General features: G+C 71.2%; 22 protein-coding genes. 8 read left to right on the top strand and 14 right to left on the bottom strand.

The annotated features are described in order from the left end of the window. Positions 1-26 precede the first annotated feature (26 nt). Genes M2271_RS35560 through M2271_RS35550 form a run of 3 tightly spaced genes read left to right on the top strand, consistent with a single transcriptional unit; the run spans position 27 to position 3022 of the window. Positions 27-1409 carry a ferredoxin reductase family protein gene (locus M2271_RS35560; RefSeq protein ID WP_280891570.1) on the top strand — a complete coding sequence of 461 codons (1383 nt, stop codon included), beginning with the start codon at positions 27-29 and terminating at the stop codon, positions 1407-1409. Positions 1410-1437: 28 nt separating this feature from the next. After that, positions 1438-2229 (top strand): FMN-binding protein, encoded by a 792-nt coding sequence (locus M2271_RS35555; RefSeq protein WP_280891569.1) that lies wholly within the window; start codon positions 1438-1440, stop codon positions 2227-2229. 4 nt (positions 2230-2233) lie between these two features. Then, entirely contained in the window at positions 2234-3022 is a 789-nt protein-coding gene (locus M2271_RS35550) for an FAD:protein FMN transferase (RefSeq protein ID WP_280891584.1), read from the top strand. 203 nt (positions 3023-3225) lie between these two features. On the opposite strand, the gene M2271_RS35545 is transcribed toward M2271_RS35550, so the two are convergent. From M2271_RS35545 to M2271_RS35520, 6 genes are read right to left on the bottom strand one after another with little or no spacing between them, the layout of a single operon-like run. Continuing rightward, complete coding sequence (locus tag M2271_RS35545; RefSeq protein WP_280891568.1) at positions 3226-3765, bottom strand: arginine repressor; 540 nt, start codon at positions 3763-3765, stop codon at positions 3226-3228. 19 nt (positions 3766-3784) lie between these two features. Next, a complete protein-coding gene (locus tag M2271_RS35540) occupies positions 3785-4981 on the bottom strand; it encodes an acetylornithine transaminase (protein ID WP_280891567.1) in 1197 nt (398 codons plus the stop codon). Further along, on the bottom strand, positions 4978-5892 hold the full coding sequence (gene argB / locus M2271_RS35535) for an acetylglutamate kinase (protein ID WP_280891566.1): 915 nt from the start codon (positions 5890-5892) through the stop codon (positions 4978-4980). The genes M2271_RS35540 and argB overlap by 4 nt, the downstream gene beginning before the upstream one ends. Beyond that, a complete protein-coding gene (argJ, locus tag M2271_RS35530) occupies positions 5889-7064 on the bottom strand; it encodes a bifunctional glutamate N-acetyltransferase/amino-acid acetyltransferase ArgJ (protein ID WP_280891565.1) in 1176 nt (391 codons plus the stop codon). Before argJ ends, argB begins: the two co-directional genes overlap by 4 nt. Beyond that, positions 7061-8089 carry an N-acetyl-gamma-glutamyl-phosphate reductase gene (argC, locus tag M2271_RS35525; RefSeq protein WP_280891564.1) on the bottom strand — a complete coding sequence of 343 codons (1029 nt, stop codon included), beginning with the start codon at positions 8087-8089 and terminating at the stop codon, positions 7061-7063. Before argC ends, argJ begins: the two co-directional genes overlap by 4 nt. A gap of 34 nt (positions 8090-8123) precedes the next feature. After that, positions 8124-8387 carry a hypothetical protein gene (locus M2271_RS35520; RefSeq protein WP_280891563.1) on the bottom strand — a complete coding sequence of 88 codons (264 nt, stop codon included), beginning with the start codon at positions 8385-8387 and terminating at the stop codon, positions 8124-8126. A 119-nt stretch (positions 8388-8506) separates the two neighbouring features. Here M2271_RS35520 and M2271_RS35515 point away from each other — a divergent pair, with 119 nt between their 5' ends. Beyond that, positions 8507-8953, top strand: coding sequence for a DUF6314 family protein (locus tag M2271_RS35515; RefSeq protein ID WP_280891561.1), 447 nt, complete (start codon positions 8507-8509; stop codon positions 8951-8953). On the opposite strand, the gene M2271_RS35510 is transcribed toward M2271_RS35515, so the two are convergent. Further along, positions 8935-9528, bottom strand: coding sequence for a histidine phosphatase family protein (locus M2271_RS35510; RefSeq protein WP_280891559.1), 594 nt, complete (start codon positions 9526-9528; stop codon positions 8935-8937). The genes M2271_RS35515 and M2271_RS35510 overlap by 19 nt on opposite strands. Before the next feature lie 105 nt (positions 9529-9633). Beyond that, the gene (locus M2271_RS35505) at positions 9634-11106 is read right to left on the bottom strand and encodes a PLP-dependent aminotransferase family protein (protein WP_280891558.1); all 1473 of its coding nucleotides are present in this window, start codon (positions 11104-11106) and stop codon (positions 9634-9636) included. Here M2271_RS35505 and M2271_RS35500 point away from each other — a divergent pair. Then, entirely contained in the window at positions 11105-12028 is a 924-nt protein-coding gene (locus tag M2271_RS35500) for a DMT family transporter (protein ID WP_280891557.1), read from the top strand. The genes M2271_RS35505 and M2271_RS35500 overlap by 2 nt on opposite strands. Positions 12029-12118: 90 nt before the next feature. Then, on the top strand, positions 12119-12313 hold the full coding sequence (locus tag M2271_RS35495; RefSeq protein ID WP_280891556.1) for a DUF1918 domain-containing protein: 195 nt from the start codon (positions 12119-12121) through the stop codon (positions 12311-12313). Between the two features lies 1 nt (position 12314). Here the strand turns inward: M2271_RS35495 and M2271_RS35490 are convergent, their stop codons facing one another. After that, positions 12315-13535, bottom strand: coding sequence for a family 10 glycosylhydrolase (locus M2271_RS35490; protein WP_280891555.1), 1221 nt, complete (start codon positions 13533-13535; stop codon positions 12315-12317). Positions 13536-13708: 173 nt separating this feature from the next. Here M2271_RS35490 and M2271_RS35485 point away from each other — a divergent pair, with 173 nt between their 5' ends. Together M2271_RS35485 and M2271_RS35480 are read left to right on the top strand one after the other, a co-directional pair. Then, the gene (locus M2271_RS35485; protein ID WP_280891554.1) at positions 13709-14569 is read left to right on the top strand and encodes a 3-hydroxybutyryl-CoA dehydrogenase; all 861 of its coding nucleotides are present in this window, start codon (positions 13709-13711) and stop codon (positions 14567-14569) included. 298 nt (positions 14570-14867) lie between these two features. Then, positions 14868-15125, top strand: a complete 258-nt coding sequence (locus tag M2271_RS35480; RefSeq protein WP_280891553.1) for a hypothetical protein — start codon at positions 14868-14870, stop codon at positions 15123-15125. A 24-nt stretch (positions 15126-15149) separates the two neighbouring features. Here the strand turns inward: M2271_RS35480 and M2271_RS35475 are convergent, their stop codons facing one another. The 5 genes from M2271_RS35475 to pheS form a co-directional block, all read right to left on the bottom strand. Further along, positions 15150-15695 carry an NUDIX hydrolase gene (locus M2271_RS35475; RefSeq protein WP_280891552.1) on the bottom strand — a complete coding sequence of 182 codons (546 nt, stop codon included), beginning with the start codon at positions 15693-15695 and terminating at the stop codon, positions 15150-15152. 75 nt (positions 15696-15770) lie between these two features. Further along, positions 15771-17111, bottom strand: coding sequence for a transcriptional regulator (locus M2271_RS35470; RefSeq protein ID WP_280891551.1), 1341 nt, complete (start codon positions 17109-17111; stop codon positions 15771-15773). 299 nt (positions 17112-17410) lie between these two features. Beyond that, positions 17411-18559, bottom strand: coding sequence for a PP2C family protein-serine/threonine phosphatase (locus M2271_RS35465; RefSeq protein ID WP_280891550.1), 1149 nt, complete (start codon positions 18557-18559; stop codon positions 17411-17413). A 163-nt stretch (positions 18560-18722) separates the two neighbouring features. Beyond that, positions 18723-21290 (bottom strand): phenylalanine--tRNA ligase subunit beta, encoded by a 2568-nt coding sequence (gene pheT, locus M2271_RS35460; RefSeq protein ID WP_280891549.1) that lies wholly within the window; start codon positions 21288-21290, stop codon positions 18723-18725. After that, a complete protein-coding gene (gene pheS, locus M2271_RS35455; RefSeq protein WP_280891547.1) occupies positions 21290-22411 on the bottom strand; it encodes a phenylalanine--tRNA ligase subunit alpha in 1122 nt (373 codons plus the stop codon). Before pheS ends, pheT begins: the two co-directional genes overlap by 1 nt. Positions 22412-22544: the final 133 nt, after the last annotated feature.

The raw sequence follows: 22544 nt of genomic DNA, 5'->3' as shown, positions 1-22544 counted from the left end.
CCCCTTGCCCCGTCCCCGGAGGAACCGTGACCACGACGCTCGCAGGCGGCCGCGCCGCCCGCCGCCAGACGATGCGCCGCATCCGCCCGCGCCGCTCACCGGCGACCCTCCTGCTGATCATCGTCTGGGCCGGCGCGGCGGGCGTGCTGTGGCTGTGGTGGTCCAACACCCCGTCGATCAGCGACAACAACGGCAAGATCCTCAACGCGGGCCGGATCACAGGTCTGCTCGCCGGCTATCTGATGGCGCTCGTCGTGCTGCAGATGGCCCGGGTGCCCGCGCTGGAGCGCCGGGTGGGTTCCGACCGGGTGGCACGCTGGCACGCGATGAGCGGTCGCTACACGCTCTGCCTGACCCTCGCCCACGTCTTCCTGATCATGTGGGGCTATGCCCTCCAGGCCGGCAAGGGCCTCGGCGACATCGTCCAGCAGACCATCGACTCCATCAACCAACTGCCCGACATGGGCAAGGCCGCCATCGGTGTCGGCGTGCTGTTCTTCATCGGGCTGATCTCGATCGGCCCGGTCCGCCGCCTGATCCCGTACGACACCTGGTACCACGTGCACCTGCTGACGTACGCGGCGGTGTTCCTGACGTTCTGGCACCAGCTGACCACCGGCAACGACTTCGCGGTCGAGCCCGTCGCGAAGACCGTCTGGTACGGGCTGTACGGCTCGGTGACGGCCCTGGTGGTCTGGTACCGGATCCTCACTCCGATCCGGCTGAACCTGCGCCACCGGATGCGCGTCGAGGCGGTCATCGAGGAGACCCCCGGCATCGTGTCGGTGCTGATCGGCGGGCGGAAGCTGCACCGGATGGGCGCTGAGGCCGGCCAGTTCTTCCGCTGGCGGTTCCTGGCGCCGGGCATGCGGTTCAGCTCGCACCCGTACTCACTGTCGGCGGCCCCGCGCCCCGGCATGCTGCGGATCACGGTGAAGGCGATCGGCGACCACAGCGAACGGCTGCGCGAGCTGAGGCCCGGCACCAAGGTGTGGGCCGAGGGACCGTACGGCGCGCTGACCGCGTCCCGCCGCAGCCGCGGCAAGGTGCTGCTCGTCGCGGGCGGCGTCGGCATCACCCCGATGCGGGCGCTGTTCGAGACGCTGCCCGGCGCGGCCGGTGACATCACCCTCCTCTACCGGGCCAACAGCACCCAGGACCTGGCCCTGTGGGACGAGTTGGCCACGATCGCCGACGAGCGCGGGGCCCGGCTGATGTACGCGGTCAACAGCCCGGACGGGGAGCGCCCCGACATCTCGGCGGACCGGCTGCGGCAGAAGTTGCCGGACATCGAAAAGCACGACGTCTTCATGTGCGGGCCGACCGGCTTCGCGCAGTCCGTGTACGAAGCACTGCGCGGCGCGGGTGTGCCCGCCCGCCGTATCCATCACGAGTCGTTCGAGATGTGAGCGACGGGATTCAGGAGCTGTTGAAGCGATGAGGAAGAGTCACCCCGTACGACGCGTCGTGCTCGCGACCGCCGCCACCGTGTCCGGCGTCGTGCTGCTGCTGTCACTGAAACCGTCGTCCGACCCGGCCTCCGCGGCGGCCGGCGGCGCAGCGCCCCAGCCACCGCTGGCGCAGGAGTCGGCCCAGGGCGGTGCCCAGGCCGCCGGGACCGGCACGGTCACCGGAGACGCGGCCCAGACCCAGTACGGCGCCGTGCAGGTCCGGCTGACCGTCGCGGGCGGCAAGATCACCAAGGCGGAGGCGGTCCAGGCTCCCAAGGGCGGCACCAGCGACCAGAAGACCGCCCTCTCCGTGCCCAAGCTCAACCAGGAAGCGGTCGCCGCGCAGAACGCGGAGATCGACGCGGTGTCGGGGGCCACGTACACCAGCAACGGCTACAAGCAGTCCCTGCAGTCGGCGCTGGACAAGGCGAAGGCGGCGTCCTCCCAGGGTTCCTCCCAGGACCAGGGTTCCTCCCAGAACCAGGACGCGGGCAGCGCTCAGGCCGCCAAGACCGTGACCGGTGCCGTCGCCCAGACCCAGTACGGCCCGGTCCAGGTCCGTATCACGGTCGCGGGCGGCAAGATCACCAAGGCGGAGGCGGTCCAGGCTCCCAAGGGCGGCACCAGCGACCAGAAGACCGCCCTCTCCGTGCCCAGGCTCAACCAGGAAGCCGTGGCGGCGGGCAGCTCGGACATCGACTCGGTCTCCGGGGCCACGTACACCAGCGCCGGGTACAAGCAGTCCCTGCAGTCGGCGCTGGACCAGGCCGGTGGGTGACACGGTGGCCGAACCGGCACAAGCTCCCGCCGCGGTACGTCATGTGGAGGAGGTCATGGGGACGGTCTTCTCCTTTGACGTCCGCGGCGGGGATCCCGAGGCCGTCCGGGCGGCCTTGCGGGAGGCGGTCGACGGGCTGCACCGGGTCAACGAGGTGTTCACGACCTACCGCGACGACAGCCAGGTCTCCCGCCTGGCCCGGGGCGACCTCACCGTCGAGGAGTGCGATCCGCTGGTCGCCGAGGTGCTCGCCCTGGGCGCCGAGGCGGAACGGACGAGCGACGGCTGGTTCAGCATGCGCTACGAGGGCCGCCTCGACCCCACCGGCATCGTCAAGGGCTGGGCCGCGGAACGCGCGGCCCGCCGGATGGCCGAGTCCGGCGCGACCGGAGTGAGCGTCAACGGCGGCGGAGACGTCCAGATGTTGGGCGTGCCCGGCCCCGAGCGCCCCTGGCGGGTCGGCGTCTCGGACCCGCTCCGCCCGGGCGGTCTGGCAGCGGTCATCTCGGCCGCGGGGGCCTTGGAGCTGGCGGTCGCCACGTCCGGCACCGCGGAACGCGGCGCCCACATAGTCGACCCCCGCACCGGCCGCTCCGCGGTGACCGACCTCGTCGCGGTGACCGTGGTCGCCCCCCAACTGACCTGGGCGGACTGCTGGGCGACGGCGGCCTTCGCGAGGGGTTCCCGGGAGGCGCTGGGCTGGCTGGAGAGCCTGCCCGACGTGGAGGCGTTGCTGATCACGGCGGGCGACGAGGTGCGGTGCACTAAAGGCCTGGCAGCTCGACTGGGGTGAGTGCGTCTCCCCCAGGGCGCGGGGCTGTGTCGATGTGCGCCTCCGCAGCGTGAGCGCGACCGGCCACGCGATGTGCGGCTCCCCCGCGTGAGCGCGCCCGGCCACAGAAGCCCCGCAGCCGGCGGCCCGCGACGGGCCCCGCCCCCTCAGCTTGTTGTTCAACCTCGCCGGGTCAGGTGACCCGGCGAGGTTGAACAACAAGCTCAGTTGCCGTTCTGGGCCGACCTCAGCAGGTGATCCGCCAATGCCTGTCCCCCCACCGGATCCCGGCTGATCAACAACAACGTGTCGTCACCGGCGATGGTCCCCAGGATGTCGTGCAGCTCCGCCTGATCGATGGCCGAGGCGAGGAACTGGGCCGCGCCCGGCGGGGTACGAAGAACCACCAGGTTCGCCGAAGCCTCCGCGGAGATCAACAGCTCCGCCGACAGCCGCCGCATCCGCTCCTCCTTCGCCGACCCTCCCAGCGGCACCCGGGGGGTACGGAATCCCCCCTCGCTCGGCACCGCGTAGATCAGGTCGCCGTCGGTGTTACGGATCTTCACCGCGTTCAGCTCGTCCAGATCCCGGGAGAGCGTCGCCTGTGTGACGCTCAGCCCGTCATCGGCCAGCAACTTCGCCAACTGGCTCTGCGAACGCACCGGTTGCCGGTTGAGGATGTCCACGATCCGGCGGTGCCGGGCGGTGCGGGTCTGCGGAAGGGCAGGCCCGGCGGTCTGCTCGTGATCCTGCGCCTGGCTCATCGTCGTCTCATTCTCCGGATCATCCGTCCCCCTTGGCCGCGTCCAGGATGCCGGGCAGCGCCTGAAGAAACGCGCTCACTTCCGCGTCGCCGAGATTCAGCGGCGGCATGAGCCGTACCACCTCGGGGGTGGGCGCGTTCACCAGGAAACCGGCGTCCTGAGCCGCCTGCTGCACCGTCGGCGCGAGCGACTCGGTGAGCACGATACCCAGCAGCAGGCCCGCACCCCGGACATGGGCGATCAACGGATGTCGAGAGCCGCCGTCGGCGCCCTCGATTCCGTCCCGCAGCTTCTCGCTCTGCCGCTTGACGTTCTCCAGCAGCCCGTCGCCGGCGATGGTGTCGAGTACGGCGAGTCCGGCCGCGCAGGCGATCGGGTTGCCGCCGAAGGTCGTACCGTGCTGCCCCGGCTGGAGCAGTTCGGCGGCGCGTCCGAAGGCCACGGTCGCGCCGAGCGGCAGTCCGCCGCCCAGTCCCTTCGCCAGCGTGACGACGTCCGGCAGGACACCCTCGTGGGCCTGGTACTCGAACCAGTGCCCGGTCCGTCCGATCCCGGTCTGCACCTCGTCCAGCACCAGCAGCGATCCGGTCGCCGCTGTGATCGCCCGGGCCGCCTTGAGGTAGCCGACCGGGGGCACCACGACCCCGTTCTCGCCCTGGATCGGCTCGATGATCACAAGGGCGGTCTCCTCGGTGACCGCGGCGGCCAGCGCCTGCGGGTCGCCGTACGGCACATGGGTCACGTCGCCGGGCAGCGGCAGGAAGGGCTCCTGCTTGCCGGGCTGCCCGGTGAGGGCGAGGGCACCCATGGTCCGGCCGTGGAAGCCGCCCTCGGTGGCCACCATGTGGGTCCGCCCGGTCAGCCGGCCGATCTTGAACGCGCCCTCGTTGGCCTCGGCGCCCGAGTTGCAGAAGAACACCTTGCCGTCGCGGCCGAAGCGCTGGATGAGCCGTTCGGCGAGCGCGACGGGCGGCTCGGCGATGAAGAGGTTGGAGACGTGCCCGAGGGAGGCGATCTGCGTGCTGACCGCCTCGACGATCGCCGGGTGGGCGTGGCCGAGCGCGTTGACCGCGATGCCGCCGACGAAGTCGACGTACTGCTTGCCGTCGGCGTCCCACAGCTTGGCGCCCTCGCCGCGCACGAGGGGCAGCCGGGGGGTGCCGTAGTTGTTCATGAGCGTGCCCTGCCACCGTGCGGTCAGTTCCTCGTTGCTCATGACTCCCCCTCTTGCTCGTCGGGCACGACCATCGTGCCGATTCCTTCGTCCGTGAAGATCTCCAGCAGGATCGAGTGCTGGACCCGGCCGTCGATGACGCGGGCGGTGTTGACGCCGTTGCGTACGGCGTGCAGACAGCCCTCCATCTTCGGCATCATGCCGGAGCTCAACTCCGGCAGCAGCTCCTCCAGTTGGGAAGCGGTGAGACGGCTGATCACCTCGTCGCTGTTCGGCCAGTCCTCGTAGAGGCCCTCCACGTCCGTGAGGACCATGAGCGTTTCGGCGCCCAGTGCGGCAGCGAGCGCCGCGGCCGCCGTGTCGGCATTGACGTTGTAGACACGCCCCCCGTCACCGTCGTCCTGGCTTCGGGCGATCGACGAGACGACCGGGATACGACCGTCGGCGAGCAGTGCCTCGATCGCGCCCGTGTCGATCGCGGTGATCTCACCCACCCGCCCGATGTCGACCGACTCGCCGTCGATCACCGGCTGGTGCTTGGTCGCGGTGATGGTGTGCGCGTCCTCGCCCGTCAACCCCACGGCCAGCGGGCCGTGTTGGTTGAGCAGTCCGACCAGCTCGCGCTGCACCTGTCCGGCGAGCACCATGCGTACGACGTCCATGGCGTCCTCGGTGGTGACCCGCAGGCCCGCCTTGAACTCGCTGACGATGCCGTGCTTGTCGAGGGCGGCGCTGATCTGCGGGCCGCCGCCGTGCACGACGACGGGCTTGAGGCCGGCGTGGTGCAGGAACACGACGTCCTGGGCGAACGCGGACTTCAGGTCCTCGTCGATCATGGCGTTGCCGCCGAACTTGATGACCACCGTCTTGCCGTTGTGCCGCACCAGCCAGGGCAGCGCCTCGATGAGGATCTGGGCCTTGGGCAGGGCGGTGTGCTTACGCGTAGTGCTCACGACGAGTACGCGCTGTTCTCGTGGACGTATTCGGCGGTGAGATCGTTGGTCCAGATGGTGGCGGTCTCGGAGCCGGCAGCGAGGTCGGCGACGATGTGCACCTCGCGGTAGCGCATGTCGACCTTGTCCCGGTCCTCGCCGACACCGCCGTTCTTGCAGACCCAGACGCCGTTGATGGCGACGTTCAACCGGTCCGGCTCGAAGGCGGCCTTGGTGGTACCGATCGCGGACAGGACACGGCCCCAGTTGGGGTCCTCGCCGTGGATCGCGCACTTCAGGAGGTTGTTGCGGGCGATGGAGCGGCCCACCTCGACGGCGTCGTCCTCACTCGCGGCGTTGCGGACCTCGACCTTGATGTCCTTGCTCGCGCCCTCCGCGTCCCGGATCAGCTGCTGTCCGAGGTCGTCGCAGACGGTCCGTACGGCCTCGGCGAACTCGGCGTACTCCGGGGTGACTTCGGCGGCGCCGGAGGCTAGCAGCAGCACGGTGTCGTTGGTGGACATGCAGCCGTCGGAGTCGACGCGGTCGAAGGTCGTCCGCGTGGCGGCGCGCAGGGCCTTGTCCAGTACGCCGCTGTCGACGTCCGCGTCGGTGGTGAGGACGACCAGCATCGTGGCGAGACCCGGGGCGAGCATGCCCGCGCCCTTGGCCATGCCGCCGACGGTCCAGCCTCCCCCAGACTCCGTCCGGGGGGACCCCCAGGTCACGACGGACGTCTTGTGGACGGTGTCGGTGGTCTTGATGGCGATGGCGGCCTTCTCGCCGCCGTGCTCACTCAGGGCCTTTGCCGCCTGCTCGACTCCCGGCAGCAGCTTGTCCATCGGGAGCAGGACACCGATGAGTCCGGTGGAGGCGACGGCGACCTCGCCGGCCCCCAGTCCGAGCACGTCCGCGACCTTCTCGGCGGTGGCATGCGTGTCCTGGAAACCCTTGGGCCCCGTACAGGCGTTGGCGCCCCCGGAGTTGAGGACGACGGCGGTCAGCTCGCCGCCCTTGAGGACCTGCTCCGACCAGAGCACCGGTGCGGCCTTGACGCGGTTGGAGGTGAAGACGCCCGCGGCGGCGCGGCGGGGCCCGGTGTTGACCACGAGGGCCAGGTCCGGGTTGCCGTTCTCCTTGATTCCGGCGGCGATTCCGGCCGCCGTGAATCCCTGTGCTGCCGTGACGCTCACGGTGCGACTCCGATCGTGGAAAGACCGAGCTCCTCGGGAAGCCCGAGGGCGATGTTCATGCTCTGGACGGCACCGCCGGCGGTGCCCTTGGTCAGGTTGTCGATGGCGCTGATCGCGATGATGCGTCCCGCGACCTCGTCGTACGCGACCTGCACCTGAACGGCGTTGGAACCGTAGACGGACGCCGTGGCGGGCCACTGGCCCTCCGGCAGCAGATGGACGAAGGGCTCGTCGGCGAATGCCTTCTCGTAGGCGGCCCGGACGGACTCGGCCGTGACGCCCTCCTTGGCGGCGGCGCTGCACGTGGCGAGGATCCCGCGGGGCATCGGCGCGAGGGTGGGCGTGAAGGAGACCACGACCCGCTCCCCCGCCGCCGCGCTGAGGTTCTGGATCATCTCGGGCGTGTGCCGGTGGACGCCGCCGACGCCGTACGGCGACATGGAACCCATGACCTCGCTGCCCAGCAGGCCGGGCTTGGGCGTCTTGCCCGCGCCGGAGGTGCCGGAGGCGGCGACGATCACGGCCTCGGCCTCGGCGAGTGCGGCGGCGTACGCCGGGAACAGGGCCAGGGAGACGGCGGTGGGGTAGCAACCCGGTACCGCGATGCGCTTGGCCCCCTCCAGCGCGGCCCGGCCACCCGGCAGCTCGGGGAGGCCGTACGGCCAGGTGCCGGCGTGCGGGGAGCCGTAGAACTTCTCCCAGTCGGCCGCGTTCTCAAGCCGGAAGTCGGCGCCCATGTCGACGACGAGCACGTCCGGGCCGAGCTGCTCGGCGACGGCGGCGGACTGCCCGTGCGGAAGGGCGAGGAAGACGACGTCGTGTCCGGCGAGGACCTCGGCGGTGGTCTCCTGGAGGACACGGTCGGCCAGCGGCAGCAGGTGCGGCTGGAGCGCGCCGAGTTTCTGACCCGCGTTGGAGTTCCCGGTCAGGGCGCCGATCTCGACCTCGGGGTGCGTCAGGAGCAGCCGCAGGAGCTCCCCGCCCGCATATCCACTCGCTCCGGCCACCGCCGCGCGTACCGCCATGTCATCCTCCTTCTAGATGGCATGACTATACGTTTCATTGCACGTTTATGCAATCCATGCTGACCATCCCGGCCTGTGTGGTCGCGGAGCTGTGATCCTGAATGACCTGGTCGTGCAGTCGTGCCGTATGCCGGCGATCCAGCCGTCGCCGGTCGGCCGGGTTGAAGTGCTTCTCCAGTTCAGGAGAGCAAGGGCAGGCATAGTCGAAGCCAGGGCCGCCGGGGTGCGCGACGAGCACTGGACCCCTCCCGGCCACGTGGTGATTCATCCGGATGCCGTCGACGCTCAAGGAGCTCATACGATGTGCTTCCTGCCCGTTCAGACGGGTTGTGCCTGACGGGCCCCAAGCTGTACCTGCCGCCGAATCGGGCATGGCCTCCGGGCACGCGGCAACGGATGGGACGGGAGTGGAGCGGGATGGGCGAGTTCTGGCCAGTGCCGGATGTGCTGAGATATCTCGCCGGGAGCTGGCGAGTCGAACGGTCGGCACGGGATCTGGCGAGCGGCGGAGCAGGGGAGTTCACCGGGACGACCCGTTTCGGCCCACTGGACGGCGGTGGCGGACTGCTGCACCGGGAATCCGGAACGTTCGTGTGGCAGGGCGTGCCACGTCCCGCCGAGCGCACCCTGTGCTTCCTGTCCGGGAGTTCACCGGCCAGGGCGGACGTGCGCTTCGCCGACGGCCGTCCCTTCCACGACCTGGACCTGACCACCGGGCACCACGTCGCCGACCATCCTTGCTCGGCCGACCTCTACCGCGGCGAGTTCACCGTTCTGTCCGCGGACCACTGGCGGACGGTGTGGCGGGTGCGCGGCCCCGCCAAGGATCTCGCGCTGACCACTGACTACGCCCGCGAGGACTGAGTGGTCACGCCGTCGAAGCGGAGGTTCCAGCGCCCGGCCCGGCCGGTGACGGCGGTCGTCGACAGGGGCCGAACGTCGATGTTCCAGTAGGTCGAGGGCGGCGCCCGGAGCACGTGGACCAGGGCGGCGCGGATGACTGAGGGCTCGGCCACGGCGACGATCCGGCCGCCGTCCTCGAAGGGCCGGGTGTCGAGCCAGTCGCCGACCCGGGAGATGAACGCCGCCAGCGACTCACCGCCGTGCGGGACGGCCCGCGGGTCGGCGAGCCAGGCGTCCACGGCCGCCGGCTCACGCGCCATCGCCTCGCCGAGCGTCAGTTGGCGCCAGCGCCCCATGTCACAGTCCCTCAGGGCGAGTTGCACGAGCGGCGCATAGCCGAGGGCCTCCCCGGTGACGCGGCTGCGCGGGGTCGGCGAGCAGTAGCGCAGTTCGGCCGCCGCGAGCGGGATCAGGTCGTGGGCGACCCGCTGCACCTCGTCCCATCCGGCCTGGTCCAGCGGACGGTCGTCCTCGAAGCGTTCCGCCAGCAGCGGGGAACTGCGTGCGGCGGCGACGAACGTGACCCGAAGTGGCATGCGGCGATCGTGCGGCGCCGAAGTGCGCAGGTCAAGAGGTGTTACCTGAGAGTTGCCCCGAGCCGGTGGCCGGAAATCAACGTCAGGCACGCCCGTCTCCGGCGGCTAGAGCACCTCGTCGCACGCGGTACGGAGACGTCGTACCCCCTCCACGATCTCTCCCGCGCCCGCCACCGCCGCGAAGCTCAGCCGGATGTGGCCGGCGGAGGATTCGGCGCTGAAGTACGGGCGGCCGGGGGTGATCGCGACGCCCGCCCGGAGGGCGGCGGACATGAGGGCCGGCTCCTGCCCGGAGCCGAAAGCCTGGGAGGTGCCCCCCGTGCCGTCGGGCAGCCGGAGCCACAGGTGGTAGCCGCCCGACGGAACATGGGGCAGGGCCAGTTCGGGCAGTTCGAGTCGCAGCGCGGCCGTCATGGTGTCGCGGCGGGTCTTCAACTCGGCCGAGATCGCGCGCAGATGGCGGGGCCAGGCAGGCGAGCCGACCAGTTCGAGCGCCGCCTCCTGCATCGGCCGGGGGACGAAGAAGCTGTCGACGACCTGGATGGCGCGCAGCCGCTCCAGCACCGGACCGCGCGCGGCGAGCGCACTGACCCGGAAGCTGGGTGAGGTCGCCTTGGTCAGCGAGGAGACGTGGACGACGACTCCGTCGGGGTCGTCGGCGGCGAGCGGACGCGGCAGCTCGCCCGCGTCCTCGTGCACGAGCCGCCGTACGAAGTCGTCCTCGACGACGAACGCGCCCGCCTCGCGCGCGATGCGCAGCACCTCGCCACGCCGCTCGGGCGCGAGCACCGCGCCGGTCGGGTTCTGGAACAACGGCTGGCAGACGAAGACGCGGGCGGCGGTGGCCCGGAAGGCGTCCGCGAGCAGGGCCGGCCGTACGCCGTCCGCGTCCACCGGCACCGGAACGGGCCGCAGACCGGCCGCCCGGGCGATCGCCAGCATGCCCGGATACGTGGGTGATTCGACGAGCACCGGCGCACCCGGCGGCGCGAGGGCGCGCAGGGCGGTGGTCAGCGCGGACTGGCCGCCCGAGCTGATCAGCACCTCCGCGGCCCCGACGCCCCCACCGGGCCCGCCGATGCTCCGCGCGAACCACTCCCGCAGCTCGGGCAGCCCCTCCATGGGTGGTCTCCCCCACGCGCCCGGCCGCCGTCCCGCGCGGGCCAGGGCCGCCGACATCGCCCGCTCCGGTTGCAGCGAGGGATGGAGATAGCCGCCGTTGAACTCGATCACGCCGGGCGACGGCGCGCTCAGCGAGACGAGGACGCCGGACGCGTCCACCGAGCGCGGTACGAGGTCGGCGGTGCCGTCCGCGCTCAGGGCCACCTCCTGCCAGGACGTGTCCCCGGCCGGTGCGGCCGACGCACGCGGCCGGGCCCGGAAGGCCCCGGCTCCGGGCCGCGTCACGACCAGCCCCTCGGCGGCCAGTTGCCCGAGGGCCCGCGAGACGGTCACCGGGCTCACCCGGAACCGTTCCACGAGCGCGCGACTCGACGGGAGCTTTCCACCTGGAGAGTAGCGGTCCAGCTCCCTTCGCAGCCGTTCCGCCAGTTCGCCCACACTGCTACGCTCATGCATGAGAGCACAGAGTAGCGCTATCGGACCGACCCGGATAGCGGTCACCACCACCCCGGCCGCGAGGCCCACGGCCTCCGGCACGCTCCTGGCCGCCCTCGGCGTCGTCGCCTTCTCCCTCACCTTCCCGGCCACCGCCTGGGGTCTGGAGGGCTTCGGGCCCTGGTCCCTCGTCGCCGTACGCTGCGTGCTCGCCGCGCTGATCGCGGGCGGCTGCCTGCTGGCGCTGCGCGTCCCGCCGCCCGACCGACGGCACTGGCCGGGTCTCGCGGTCGTCGCCGCCGGCGTCGTGGCCGGGTTCCCGCTGCTGACCACCCTCGCCCTGCGGACCTCGACCACCGCCCACGCGGCCGTCGTGGTCGGCCTGCTCCCGCTGACCACCGCGCTGCTGTCCGCCCTGCGCGTCGGCACCCGCCCCTCCCGCGCCTTCTGGGCGGCGGCCCTGACCGGCGCGGCCGCGGTGGCCGCCTTCACCGTGCAGCAGAGCGGCGGCGCCCTCAGCACCGCCGACCTGTACCTGTTCGGCGCGCTGCTGGTGTGCGCGGCCGGCTACACCGAAGGCGGCCGGCTGGCCCGGATCATGCCGGGCTGGCAGGTCATCGGCTGGGCGCTGGTGCTGTGTCTGCCGCTCGCCGTGCCCGGCGCCGCGGTGGCGCTGGCGTACGAGCCCGTCCACCTGACCGCGCACAGCGTGGCCGGCCTGCTGTGGGTGGCGGTGGGCTCGCAGTTCCTCGGCCTGGTCGTCTGGTACCGGGGCATGGCGGCCATCGGCATCCCCAAGGCCAGCCAGTTGCAGTTGGCCCAACCCCTGCTCACACTGGTGTGGTCGGTGCTGCTGCTCGGCGAGCACCTGACGGTGGCCGCCCCCCTGACGGCCGCGGCGGTGCTGGTGTGCATCGCCGTCACCCAGCGGACCCGAGGCTGAGCGGCGTGCACACGGCGGTTCCCACCGGGCCCCGGCGCCGTAAACTGGCCACGAACCGCTGCTCCCGTACCTGGTGAGGAGGCCCGACAGATGCGTGCAACCGTGGGCGACCAGCTTGTCCAGCATGGCAGAGTGGTCGGACAGCAGGACAAGATCGGCGAGATCGTCGAAGTGATGGGCCAAAAGGGCAACCCCCCGTACCGCGTCCGCTTCGAGGACGGGCACGAGGGCGTGTGCTCGCCCGGCCCCGACACCCAGATCCGGCACCGGGAAACCCGCCGGTGACTCAGCGCGGGGGTTTCGCCGGCTTCGTGTAGTGGTCGGCGACCACCCGCGCCATCGCCCCGATCCGGTCCGCCGCGACCTCCTTGGCCGCGAAGAAGACGTGCCCGCGCGCCTGCGGGTGATCCCGGGCGAGGGTCAGATGGCGGGACAGCTCGGCCGGGTCCTGCCAGGCTGCGGGCTGCGCCGGATCGCCGGCCTTGTAGAGCGCCTCCCCCAGGTACAGCTTCGTCCTGCTGCCCTTCGCGACATCGGCCCACCAGCGCAGCAGTTCGGCATAGTCGGCGGCGGCGAAGCCGATGTTCCAGTACAGCTGCGGGACGATGTAGTCGATCCAGCCCTCACGGACCCACCTGCGGGTGTCCGCGTGCAGATCGTCGTACGTCTGCACACCCGCTTGCGTCTGAGAGCCGAGCGGGTCGGTGGCGGCGTTGCGCCATACCCCGAAGGGGCTGATGCCGAAGCGGGTGGCGGGGCGGATCCGCTTGATGCGGGCCGCCGTCTCCCGTACCAGCTTGTCGATGTTGTCGCGCCGCCACGCGGCCCGGTGGGGGAAAGCGCCGCCGTGACGGTCGTAGGCCGCGTCGTCGTCGAAGGTCTGGCCCGCCACCGGGTACGGGTAGAAGTAGTCGTCAAAGTGCACCGCGTCCACCGGGTACCTCTTCACCGCGTCCAGCATCGCGTCCTGCACGAAGGCGCGGACCTCGGGCAACCCCGGGTTGTAGTAGAGCTTCCCGCCGTACGGCACCACCCACTCCGGGTGCTTGCGGGCGGGATGGGAGGCGATCAGCCTGGTGACGTCCGTGTGGTTGGCGACGCGGTACGGGTTGAACCAGGCGTGGAGTTCCAGGCCCCGCGCGTGCGCCTCCTCGACCGCCGTGCCGAGCGGGTCCCAGCCGGGATTCTGGCCCTGGGTTCCGGTGAGGTACTGCGACCAGGGTTCGTGGGGCGAGGGCCACAGCGCGTCGGCCGTCGGACGCACCTGGAACACCACGCTGTTGAGGCGGGCCCGGGCGGCCGTGTCCAGATGTGCGAGGAGCTCGGCGCGCTGCCGGTCCGCCGACAGCCCCGGCCGTGAGGGCCAGTCGCGGTTGCTCACCGTCGCCAGCCAGACCCCCCGCATCTCGGTGGTCACCCGCCGCTGCGGCGCGGCCGTCGCCCCCGATGCCGACGTGAGCGTCGACAGCGCGGCCAGCGTGAACGCCCGACGTGACAGTCTCCCCATCCGTACAACCCCCATACACCCTGGATCCACCCGGTCACGGACCGTTTCCGCGCCCCCAGGATGCCCGAACCCCGGCGATCGATCATTGATACTTGGGAGTAACGTGCACGAACGGAGCAGGCACCGGACCAAGGGCGGACCTGCCACAGCCGTACATCAGCGAAAGGGACGATGTGACCGACATCGAACGCGTCGGAGTGGTCGGCTGCGGCCAGATGGGAGCGGGCATCGCCGAGGTGTGCGCCCGCGCCGGCCTGGACGTGAAGGTCGCCGAGACCACCGGCGAGGCCCTGGAGATCGGCCGGACCCGGCTGTTCAACTCCCTGGCCAAGGCGGCGGAGCGCGGCAAGATCACCGAGGAGGAGCTCGACGCGACGCAGGCCCGCCTCGGCTTCACCACCGACCTCGGCGAGTTCGCCGACCGTGACCTGGTGATCGAGGCGGTCGTCGAGAACGAGCAGGTCAAGACCGAGATCTTCCGGGTGCTCGACCAGGTCGTGACCCGGCCGGACGCCATCCTGGCCTCCAACACCTCCTCGATCCCGCTGGTGCGGCTGGCGGTCGCCACCGCACGGCCCGACCACGTCATCGGCATCCACTTCTTCAACCCGGCCCCCGTGCAGCAGCTGGTCGAGCTGATCCCGGCGCTCACCACCTCCGAGGGCACCCTCAGCCGCGCCCAGGTCTTCGCCGAGAAGGTGCTCGGCAAGCACGCGATCCGGGCCCAGGACCGCTCGGGCTTCGTGGTGAACGCGCTGCTGATCCCGTATCTCCTGTCCGCCATCCGGATGTTCGAGTCGGGCATCGCCAGCCGCGAGGACATCGACAACGGCATGGAGCTGGGCTGCGCCCATCCGATGGGCCCGCTGAAGCTGTCCGACCTGATCGGCCTGGACACGGTCGCGTCGGTCGCGTACTCGATGTACGAGGAGTACAAGGAGCCGCTGTACGCCGCTCCCCCGCTGCTCCAGCGCATGGTGGACGCGGGCCGGCTGGGCCGGAAGTCGGGGTCGGGCTTCTACACGTACGGCTGACACACCCACGGCTGACACACCCACGGCTGAGAGACCTGCGCCTGAGACACCCACGGTCGAGACACCCACGGCCGAGTGCACAGTGCCCGTGCCAGGGTGCTGATGACACAGTGCGACGCCCGCGGGCCCGGCACTCTTCGGAGAATCTCTTCGGAGTGCCGGGCCCGCGGCGTTCACACACCGTGTGCGCGCCGGGCCCGCATATGCCCCTCGCACACTCTCCCCACGTACCCGGCAGGCGAGTTGACTCTTCATGCGCATGCAAGGGATGTGACGACTACCGGAAAGGAACGGACTTGTGACCATCGATCCCGATCATCCCGTGGTCCCTGGCGAACTCGCAGAGTTACGCCGACGCCTCGACGTCGCCTACGCGCGCGTCGAGGGAGGACTGGCTCTGCTGAGTCACCGGACCGAGGAGACCGACAAGGAAGTCGACGACCTGAGCGCACGGGTCGTCGCACTGGAGCACGCCCGCTGGCCGTTGCCCGCGGTCGCGGTTCTCGCCACCGTGGGCGCGCTCGTCGTGACGATCTGGCAGGCTCTCGGCCGCTGACACCCAGGACACGTGCCGGTCGGTTCAGGGCATGGCGTCCTGACCGAGCCGGAGATGATGCAGCAGGAGTAACGCGGCCGCCATGTTGGCGGCCGGGACCTCCCCGCGGGCGACCATGTCGGGAACGAGCTTGAGGGGGACCCATTCCCGGCGGTCCGACTCGAAGTCGTCCACGGGGTGCCCGACGTAGTCACCCTCGCCCGACCAGTAGATGTGGTGCCGGGCGTCGGTGAGGCCGTTGGACGGCTCCACACTCATCAGGTGGTGCAGAGGTCCCGGCCGCCAGCCGGTCTCCTCCTCGAGTTCCCTGGCGGCCGCGCAGGCGATGTCCTCGCCGTCCTCGACGACGCCCGCCGCGAGTTCCCATCCCCAGCTGTCGGTGATGAAGCGGTGGCGCCACAGGAGGAGGACCTCGTTGGCCTCGTTCACCACTGTGGCCACGGCGACGGGCCTCAGCCGTATCAGGAAGTGGTCCAGGTGCCGGCCGTTCGGCAGTTCCACATCTGCCAGGTTGACGGTGAACCAGCGGTTTTCATACACAGTTTGTTCGTTCTGTTTCGTCCACTGCACTGTTCTGCCACCTTCCATCGGGTAAGTGGCAATATGGCAGCAGGAATTGTGGACTGTCGGCGCGTGGGTGCCCGTCTACAACGGTACGCGCAGGGCCCCGTCGATGAGTTCGGCTGCCTCGGACGTGCCCGCGCAGCCGCTGCGCACCAGGCGTTCGCGCACCGCTCTGAGTCTGTCGCGCAGCCGCTGGGACTCCATCCCCCGCGCCTGTTCGGCCATCTGCACCGCGGTGACCACGGCCTTGTCGGCGTTGCCCTGGCGCAGTTCGATCGTGCTGAGCATGGCCAGCCGGTGCACCCGGCCCCTGTCGTGGGCGGGGTTGTCGACGGCGGCCATCGCGTGTTCCCGCGCCGCCGCCAGCTCGCCGAGGCTGAGCAGCGCCTCCGCCACCTGGACGTTGACCAGTCCCGGCTGGACATAGCCCGTCTCGTCGGGCTCGTAACCGCGCCGGATGCGTTCGGTGGCCAGCTCGGCCCGCCGGATGCAGGACAACGCGCCGCTGCCGTCGCCGAGGTGGGCGTACGCCTTCGCCTGCATCGCGTACAGGTCGGAGGCGAGCGCGGGGGTGATGTGCTTGCCGGCGGCCCGCAGCGCCGCCTCCGCGAAGGCGACGGCCTGCCGGTACTCCCGCATGAACAGCGACTGGTTGACCAGCAGCGCGATCACATAGGCGCCGAGTCCCCGGTCCCCGCTGGCCTTCGCCAGCCTGAGCGCCTGGTGGAAGTAGCGCTGGGCGAGTCCGTGCGCGTCGGAGTCGTAGGCGCAGATACCGGCGACCGCGACCAACCCGCCGGTGGCCCGGTGCAGTTGACGACCCGTCTCGTCGGTGTAGCTGCCGCGCAGCAGTGGAGCGGCCTCGGCGTTGAGGAAGCCGACGATCCGGCTGCGGGTCGCCATGCCGCCGGCCTTGCGGTACATCTGCTCGTAGTGGGCGCGGGCCGCGCGCAGCATCTCGATGTCGGCCGAGGTGACCCGGTGCCGGCCGCCGCGCGAGACGTCGACGTCCTCGGGCGGGTTCTCCCACTCCCACACCGGCATGACGGCGGGCGTGCCGGTGACCGCCGGCGCACCGAGGATGTGCGGGCGCTGCTGTTCGTCGGAGCGCCACAGGGCGGTGGCCCGCTCGACGAAGCCGGACAGCGAGGTGCCGTGAGGGGCGGAGGGTTCTCCGGGGACGCCGAGTCCGATGTCGTCGAGGGTGACGGGGCGGTGCAGCCGGGCGGCGAGCACCTCGCAGATCACGTCGGGCACCTGGCCCCGGGGCCGCTGTCCCTTCAACCACCGTGCCACGGCGGTGTGTTCGTAGCGGAGGGCGAGCCCGCGGGCCCGGCCCGCCTGGTTCACATGGGCGGCGAGACCCGCGTGCGAGATCCCCGCCTCGTCCAGGATCGCGTCGAGCAGAGTGTTGGGCTGCATGGGAGGCCCCCGGTGGCTCGGTGCGGTCAGCGTAGTGCGTCCGCCTTCACACGGGGTGTGATCCGACTACTCGAATCCGCGCTGTGTGCGCGCTGTCACGGAGAGTTTCCGGCCGGTTGACTGAGACGCCTTGAAAGAGGCCGACCGGGCCGTCGGCTCCCCCTCGTACAGCGCGGCGGCCCGGTACCGCATGTGCGGCAAGCGGATGGCGTCCCATGGCCGGGAAAGGCTCGGGCAGGGGCTCGGGCAGGGGCAGGGGCAGGGGCTGAACCCACGTGCGGTCCGGGGTTGGCTGAAGGTCAAAGGTGCGTGGTCGGCTGCGGGGGCGTGGTGGCCGCTCGTGCCCGCCCGGCGGAGCCAGGCGTCTCACCGTGCCGCGTTCCTGAGGTGTCTTTGCGTTGCCGGTCGTTGCGCAGTACGAGGAGGGCCACGTCGTCCGTCGGGGCGCCTCGGGTGTGGTGCAGGAGTGCGGTGAAGACCGAACCCAGTACGACCTGCGGGACGGCCGCGGGCCGCTCACGCACGGCCTCGGACAGGGCGCCGGACAGGGAGAAGAACCGGCCGCGCGCGTCCCTGGCGTCCTCCGCCCCGTCGGTGTGCAGGACCAACGCCTCGCCCGGAGACAGGTGCCCGCACCGCTCGGGCGGCACCTCGGGCGGGAGCGGGAACGGGCCGAGGGGAGGCAGCGGGTCGGTGCGGGCGAGGGGTTCGGCACTCGTGCCGCTGAGCAGATACGGCCACGGATGGCCGCAGTTGAGCGCGCGCACCTCACCGTCCCGGTGGATCTCCAGCAGCAGGACGGTGACGAACTCCTCGGCGACCGGGTGGTCTGGTTCCGGGCCGGCCGAGGGGTGTTCGGCTCGCGCGCGCTCGCGCAGGTGTCGGGCCAGGGCACGCTCCAGCCGTCGTAGGACACCGTCGAGTCCGGCCTCGTCGTGCACGGCCTCGCGGAAGCTGCCGAGTACGGCGGCGGCGGTGCCGATGGCGGCGAGTCCGTGTCCGCGGACGTCACCCATCACGATCCGTACGCCGTGCTCGGTGGCGACGGCCTCGTACAGGTCGCCGCCGATGGTGGCACCGCGGTCGGCGGAGAGTTGGGCGGCGGCGACGCTCAGCCCGTCGATACGCGGCGGCAACGGCCGCAGCAGCACGCTCTGGGCGACACCCGCGACCCGGCGGATCTGCCGGAGCTCACGCAGCAGGATCCGATGGGCGCGGAGTACCAGTCCGGTGCCGACGGCGAGGAAGAAGGTACTGGTGGCCACCCGGGCGCCCAGCCCGCCCTGTTGGGCCAGCGGACAGGTCAGCTTGTACGTGACCGCGAGGGCACCCCAGATCGTGGGCAGCGCGAGCGCGAAGGCCCGCCGCAGTGGCCGCCGGTCCGGCGTCCGTGGGTCCGTCCGGATCCGTCCCGCCCTGCGGGTAACCCCAGCCTTGATACGGATCATGCCGATGGACCCCCGTTTTGGCCCTGCCAACGCAATCGGACCGACCTCGAAAGGCCGGTCCGATTGTGTCGAGCGCATGGGCCGGACGGGGCGGATCACCGGAAGAAGTCACCCTATTGAGTGAGGTGGCTGCAACCCCCTGAAAGGCGCCCTTCAGACGCTCTCAGCCTCGCAGTACGGCCCCCGTACGCTCCCCCGCCAGGGCCACCGCCGCATCCCGAGCCGCCGAGGCCTCATCGACCGTCAGTGTCCGATCAGCCGCCCGGAACCGCAACGCGTACGCCAGCGACTTCTTGCCCTCACCCAACTGCTCCGCGTTCTCGTACACGTCGAACAGCCGGATCGCCTCCAGCAGTTCACCGGCCCCCTCACGCAACGCGGCCTCCACCTCGGCGTGCGGTACGAACCCGTCGACCACGAGGGCGACATCCTGCGTGGCGACCGGGAACGTGGAGATGCCGGGCGCCCGCACCGTCGCGTCGCCCGCCTCCTCCAGCGCGTCCAGGTCGAGCTCCAGCGCGCAGGTGCGCGCGGGCAGCCCGAGCGCCTTCAGCACCCGCGGATGCAGCTCGCCCGCATGCCCCACGACCCGCTCGCCACCGTCGGCGACGACCGCCAGCTCGGCGCACCGGCCCGGGTGCCACGGCCCGTACTGCCCCCCGCGGACGACCAGTTCGGCACCGGCTTCCCGCGCCACCGCACGCGCCGCCTCGACCGTGTCGGCCCAGTCGGCCGGACGGCCCTTGCCCCACCAGCCGGCCTGCTCGCGGGCGCCCGCGAGGACGACGGCGGCATGGCGCGGCTGCTCGGGCAGTGTGGCGTCGAGCTCGGCGATCTCCTCGTCGGTCGGCCGCCGGTCCACCGGCAGGGCCGCGGCGATCCGCTGCTCCTCGCGTGGCTGGAAGACCAACCCGGTCTCGAAGAGCGCCAGGTCGTGCGAGCCCCGGCCGTCGTTGCGCCGCAGGGCACCCAGCAGACCCGGCAGCAGCGACGTACGGAGTGCGGGCTCCTCGTCGTTGAGCGGGTTGACCAGCTTGACGACCCGGCGAGCCGGGTCGTCGGCGGCCAGGCCGAGCTGGTCGAAGACCTGCTCGCTGACGAAGGGGTGGTTCGGCGCCTCGACGTACCCGGCACCGGCCAGCACCCGGCCGACGCGGCGGTGCAGCCGCTGCCGGTGGGTGAGGCCGCGGCCCGCGGGGGGCCTGGGCAGCGTGGAGGGCAGGTTCTCGTAGCCCTCCAGGCGGATGACCTCCTCCGCCAGGTCGTTCGGGTCGCGCAGGTCGGGCCGCCAGGACGGCACGGTGACGATCAGCTCGTCCTCCCCGCCCGTCGCCCGGCCACCGCCCCTCAAAGACGCGTTCCACGCGGCGGTATTTCCCATGACGTCGCAGCCGACCTCCTGGAGGCGGCGTACGACGACCTCGCGGCCGTACTCGACACCCGCGACCTTGTCGGGGTGGTCGGCGGGGACGGCGATGGAGTGCGGCGCGGACGGGGCGATGACCTCGGTGACGCCGGCCTCGGCGGTGCCGCCGGCGAGCAGCACGAGGAGGTCGACGGTGCGCTGCGCGGCGGCGGAGGCGGCCTGCGGGTCGACTCCGCGCTCGAAGCGCCGCGACGCCTCGGACGACAGCTTGTGGCGGCGGGCGGTGCGCGCGATCGAGACCTGGTGGAAGTGCGCGGCCTCGATGACCACGTCCGTCGTCGCGTTGTCGAGGTCGTCGTGGTCCGCGATCTCCGTGTCGGCGCCGCCCATGACACCGGCGAGCCCGATGGGGCCACGGTCGTCCGTGATCACCAGGTCGTCGGCGTGCAGCTTCCGCTCGACGCCGTCGAGGGTGACGATCTTCTCGCCCTCCTCGGCCCGGCGTACCCCGATCGTGCCCTGGACCAGGTTCCGGTCGTAGGCGTGCAGCGGCTGGCCGAGCTCCATCATCACGTAGTTGGTGACGTCGACGGCGAGCGAGATCGGGCGCATGCCGACCTTCTGCAGTCGGCGCCGCAGCCAGATCGGGGAGCGGACCTCAGGGCTCAGGCCGGTCACCGTGCGGGCGGTGAAGCGGTCGCAGCCGGCCGGTTCCGTGACGCGGACCGGGTAGCCGTACGCGTTGGGGGCCGGGACGTCGAGGAGGGCCGGGTCGCGCAGCGGCAGGCCGTAGGCGATGGCGGTCTCGCGGGCGACACCGCGGATGGACAGGCAGTCGCCGCGGTTGGCGGTGACGGCGATGTCCAGGACCTCGTCGACCAGTTCGAGGAGCTCGATGGCGTCCTTGCCGACCTCGGTCTCCGGCGGCAGCACGATGATGCCGTGGCTGCCGTCGTCGCCCATGCCCAGCTCGTCGCCGGAGCAGATCATGCCGTGGGACGTCTTGCCGTACGTCTTGCGCGCGGAGATGGAGAAGCCGCCGGGCAGCGTGGCGCCGGGCAGGACCACGACGACCTTGTCGCCGACGGCGAAGTTCCGGGCGCCGCAGACGATCTCCTGCGGCTCACCGGTCCCGTTGGTCTGGCCGACGTTCACCGTGCAGAAGCGGATCGGCTTCTTGAAGCCCTCCAGCTCCTCGATGGTCAGCACCTGGCCGACGACCAGGGGGCCCTTGAGGTCGGCGCCGAGGTGCTCGACGGTCTCCACCTCGAGACCCGCGGAAACGAGCTTGGCCTGGACGTCACGGCCGGTCTCCGTCGCCGGCAGGTCGACGTACTCCCGCAGCCAAGAAAGCGGGACCCGCATCAGATCTCCATCCCGAACGGCCGGGTGAACCGGACGTCACCCTCGACCATGTCTCGCATGTCTTCGACGTTGTGGCGGAACATCAGCATCCGCTCGATGCCGAACCCGAAGGCGAAGCCGCTGTACTTCTCCGGGTCGACACCGCAGGCGGTGAGCACCCGCGGGTTGACCATGCCGCAGCCGCCGAGTTCGATCCAGCCCTCGGACGAGCAGGTGCGGCAGGGCCGGTCGGGGTTGCCGACGGACTCGCCGCGGCAGACGTAGCAGACCATGTCCATCTCGGCGGACGGCTCCGTGAAGGGGAAGAAGTTGGGCCGCAGCCGGGTCTTCATGCCCTCGCCGAACAGGGACTGGACCATGTGGTCCAGGGTGCCCTTGAGGTCGGCCATGGTCAGGCCCTCGTCCACGGCGAGCAGCTCGACCTGGTGGAAGACGGGCGTGTGGGTGGCGTCCAGCTCGTCGGTGCGGTACACGCGGCCGGGGCAGATCACGTACACCGGCAGCTCACGGTCGAGCAGCGAGCGGATCTGCACGGGCGAGGTGTGGGTGCGCAGCACGACGCCGGACTCGGTGCCGCCCTGCGGGCCCTGCACGAAGAAGGTGTCGGCCTCGCCGCGGGCCGGGTGGTCGGGGCCGATGTTCAGCGCGTCGAAGTTGAACCACTCGGCCTCGACCTGCGGGCCCTCGGCGACCTCGTAGCCCATGGCCACGAAGATGTCCTCGATGCGCTCCGAGAGCGTGGTGAGCGGGTGGCGGGCGCCGGCCGGTACGCGGTCGTACGGCAGTGTGACGTCCACCGCCTCCTCGACGAGCACCCGCTGGTCGCGCTCGGCCTCCAGCTCGGCCTGACGGGTGGCCAGGGCCTTGTTCACGGCGCCGCGGGCCTGGCCGACCAGCTTGCCGGCGGCGGCCTTGGCGTGCGGGGGCAGGGCGCCGATCTCGCGGTTGGCGAGGGCCAGCGGGGAGGTGCCCCCGGTGTGGGCGACCTTGGCCTCCTGGAGTGCGTCGAGGGAGTCCGCGGCGGCGAAGGCGGCGAGCGCCTCGCCCCGCATCCGCTCGATCTCTTCCGGTTTCAAGGCCTCGACCTCTACAGGGTCGTACGACTTATTCGGTGCCGACATCTCTTCCCGTGCTTCCGATTGGCTGGCTGAAGGTCCCCGTCACCGACTCACTCAGAGGTCAGAGGGCCGTCCATGGGACACATGGGTGCCAAAGGCCGAGTCTAACGGGGTGGGGATGGACGAATGCGCCCGC

It is taken from the genome of Streptomyces sp. LBL, assembly GCF_029893585.1.
GTDB lineage: Bacteria > Actinomycetota > Actinomycetes > Streptomycetales > Streptomycetaceae > Streptomyces.
The sequence above is the reverse complement of the archived record's forward strand: the minus strand, read 5'-3'. Positions and strand labels throughout refer to the sequence as shown.

Bases quoted from the DNA above. Each gene is read 5' to 3' on its own strand.
- M2271_RS35555 (WP_280891569.1), top strand. From the start codon at position 1,438: ATGAGGAAGAGTCACCCCGTACGACGCGTCGTGCTCGCGACCGCCGCC.
- M2271_RS35545 (WP_280891568.1), bottom strand. From the start codon at position 3,765: ATGAGCCAGGCGCAGGATCACGAGCAGACCGCCGGGCCTGCCCTTCCG.
- M2271_RS35540 (WP_280891567.1), bottom strand. From the start codon at position 4,981: ATGAGCAACGAGGAACTGACCGCACGGTGGCAGGGCACGCTCATGAAC.
- argC (WP_280891564.1), bottom strand. From the start codon at position 8,089: ATGGCGGTACGCGCGGCGGTGGCCGGAGCGAGTGGATATGCGGGCGGG.
- M2271_RS35520 (WP_280891563.1), bottom strand. From the start codon at position 8,387: ATGAGCTCCTTGAGCGTCGACGGCATCCGGATGAATCACCACGTGGCC.
- M2271_RS35515 (WP_280891561.1), top strand. From the start codon at position 8,507: ATGGGCGAGTTCTGGCCAGTGCCGGATGTGCTGAGATATCTCGCCGGG.
- M2271_RS35510 (WP_280891559.1), bottom strand. From the start codon at position 9,528: ATGCCACTTCGGGTCACGTTCGTCGCCGCCGCACGCAGTTCCCCGCTG.
- M2271_RS35500 (WP_280891557.1), top strand. From the start codon at position 11,105: ATGAGAGCACAGAGTAGCGCTATCGGACCGACCCGGATAGCGGTCACC.
- M2271_RS35505 (WP_280891558.1), bottom strand. From the start codon at position 11,106: ATGCATGAGCGTAGCAGTGTGGGCGAACTGGCGGAACGGCTGCGAAGG.
- M2271_RS35495 (WP_280891556.1), top strand. From the start codon at position 12,119: ATGCGTGCAACCGTGGGCGACCAGCTTGTCCAGCATGGCAGAGTGGTC.
- M2271_RS35490 (WP_280891555.1), bottom strand. From the start codon at position 13,535: ATGGGGAGACTGTCACGTCGGGCGTTCACGCTGGCCGCGCTGTCGACG.
- M2271_RS35470 (WP_280891551.1), bottom strand. From the start codon at position 17,111: ATGCAGCCCAACACTCTGCTCGACGCGATCCTGGACGAGGCGGGGATC.
- M2271_RS35465 (WP_280891550.1), bottom strand. From the start codon at position 18,559: ATGATCCGTATCAAGGCTGGGGTTACCCGCAGGGCGGGACGGATCCGG.
- pheT (WP_280891549.1), bottom strand. From the start codon at position 21,290: ATGCGGGTCCCGCTTTCTTGGCTGCGGGAGTACGTCGACCTGCCGGCG.
- pheS (WP_280891547.1), bottom strand. From the start codon at position 22,411: ATGTCGGCACCGAATAAGTCGTACGACCCTGTAGAGGTCGAGGCCTTG.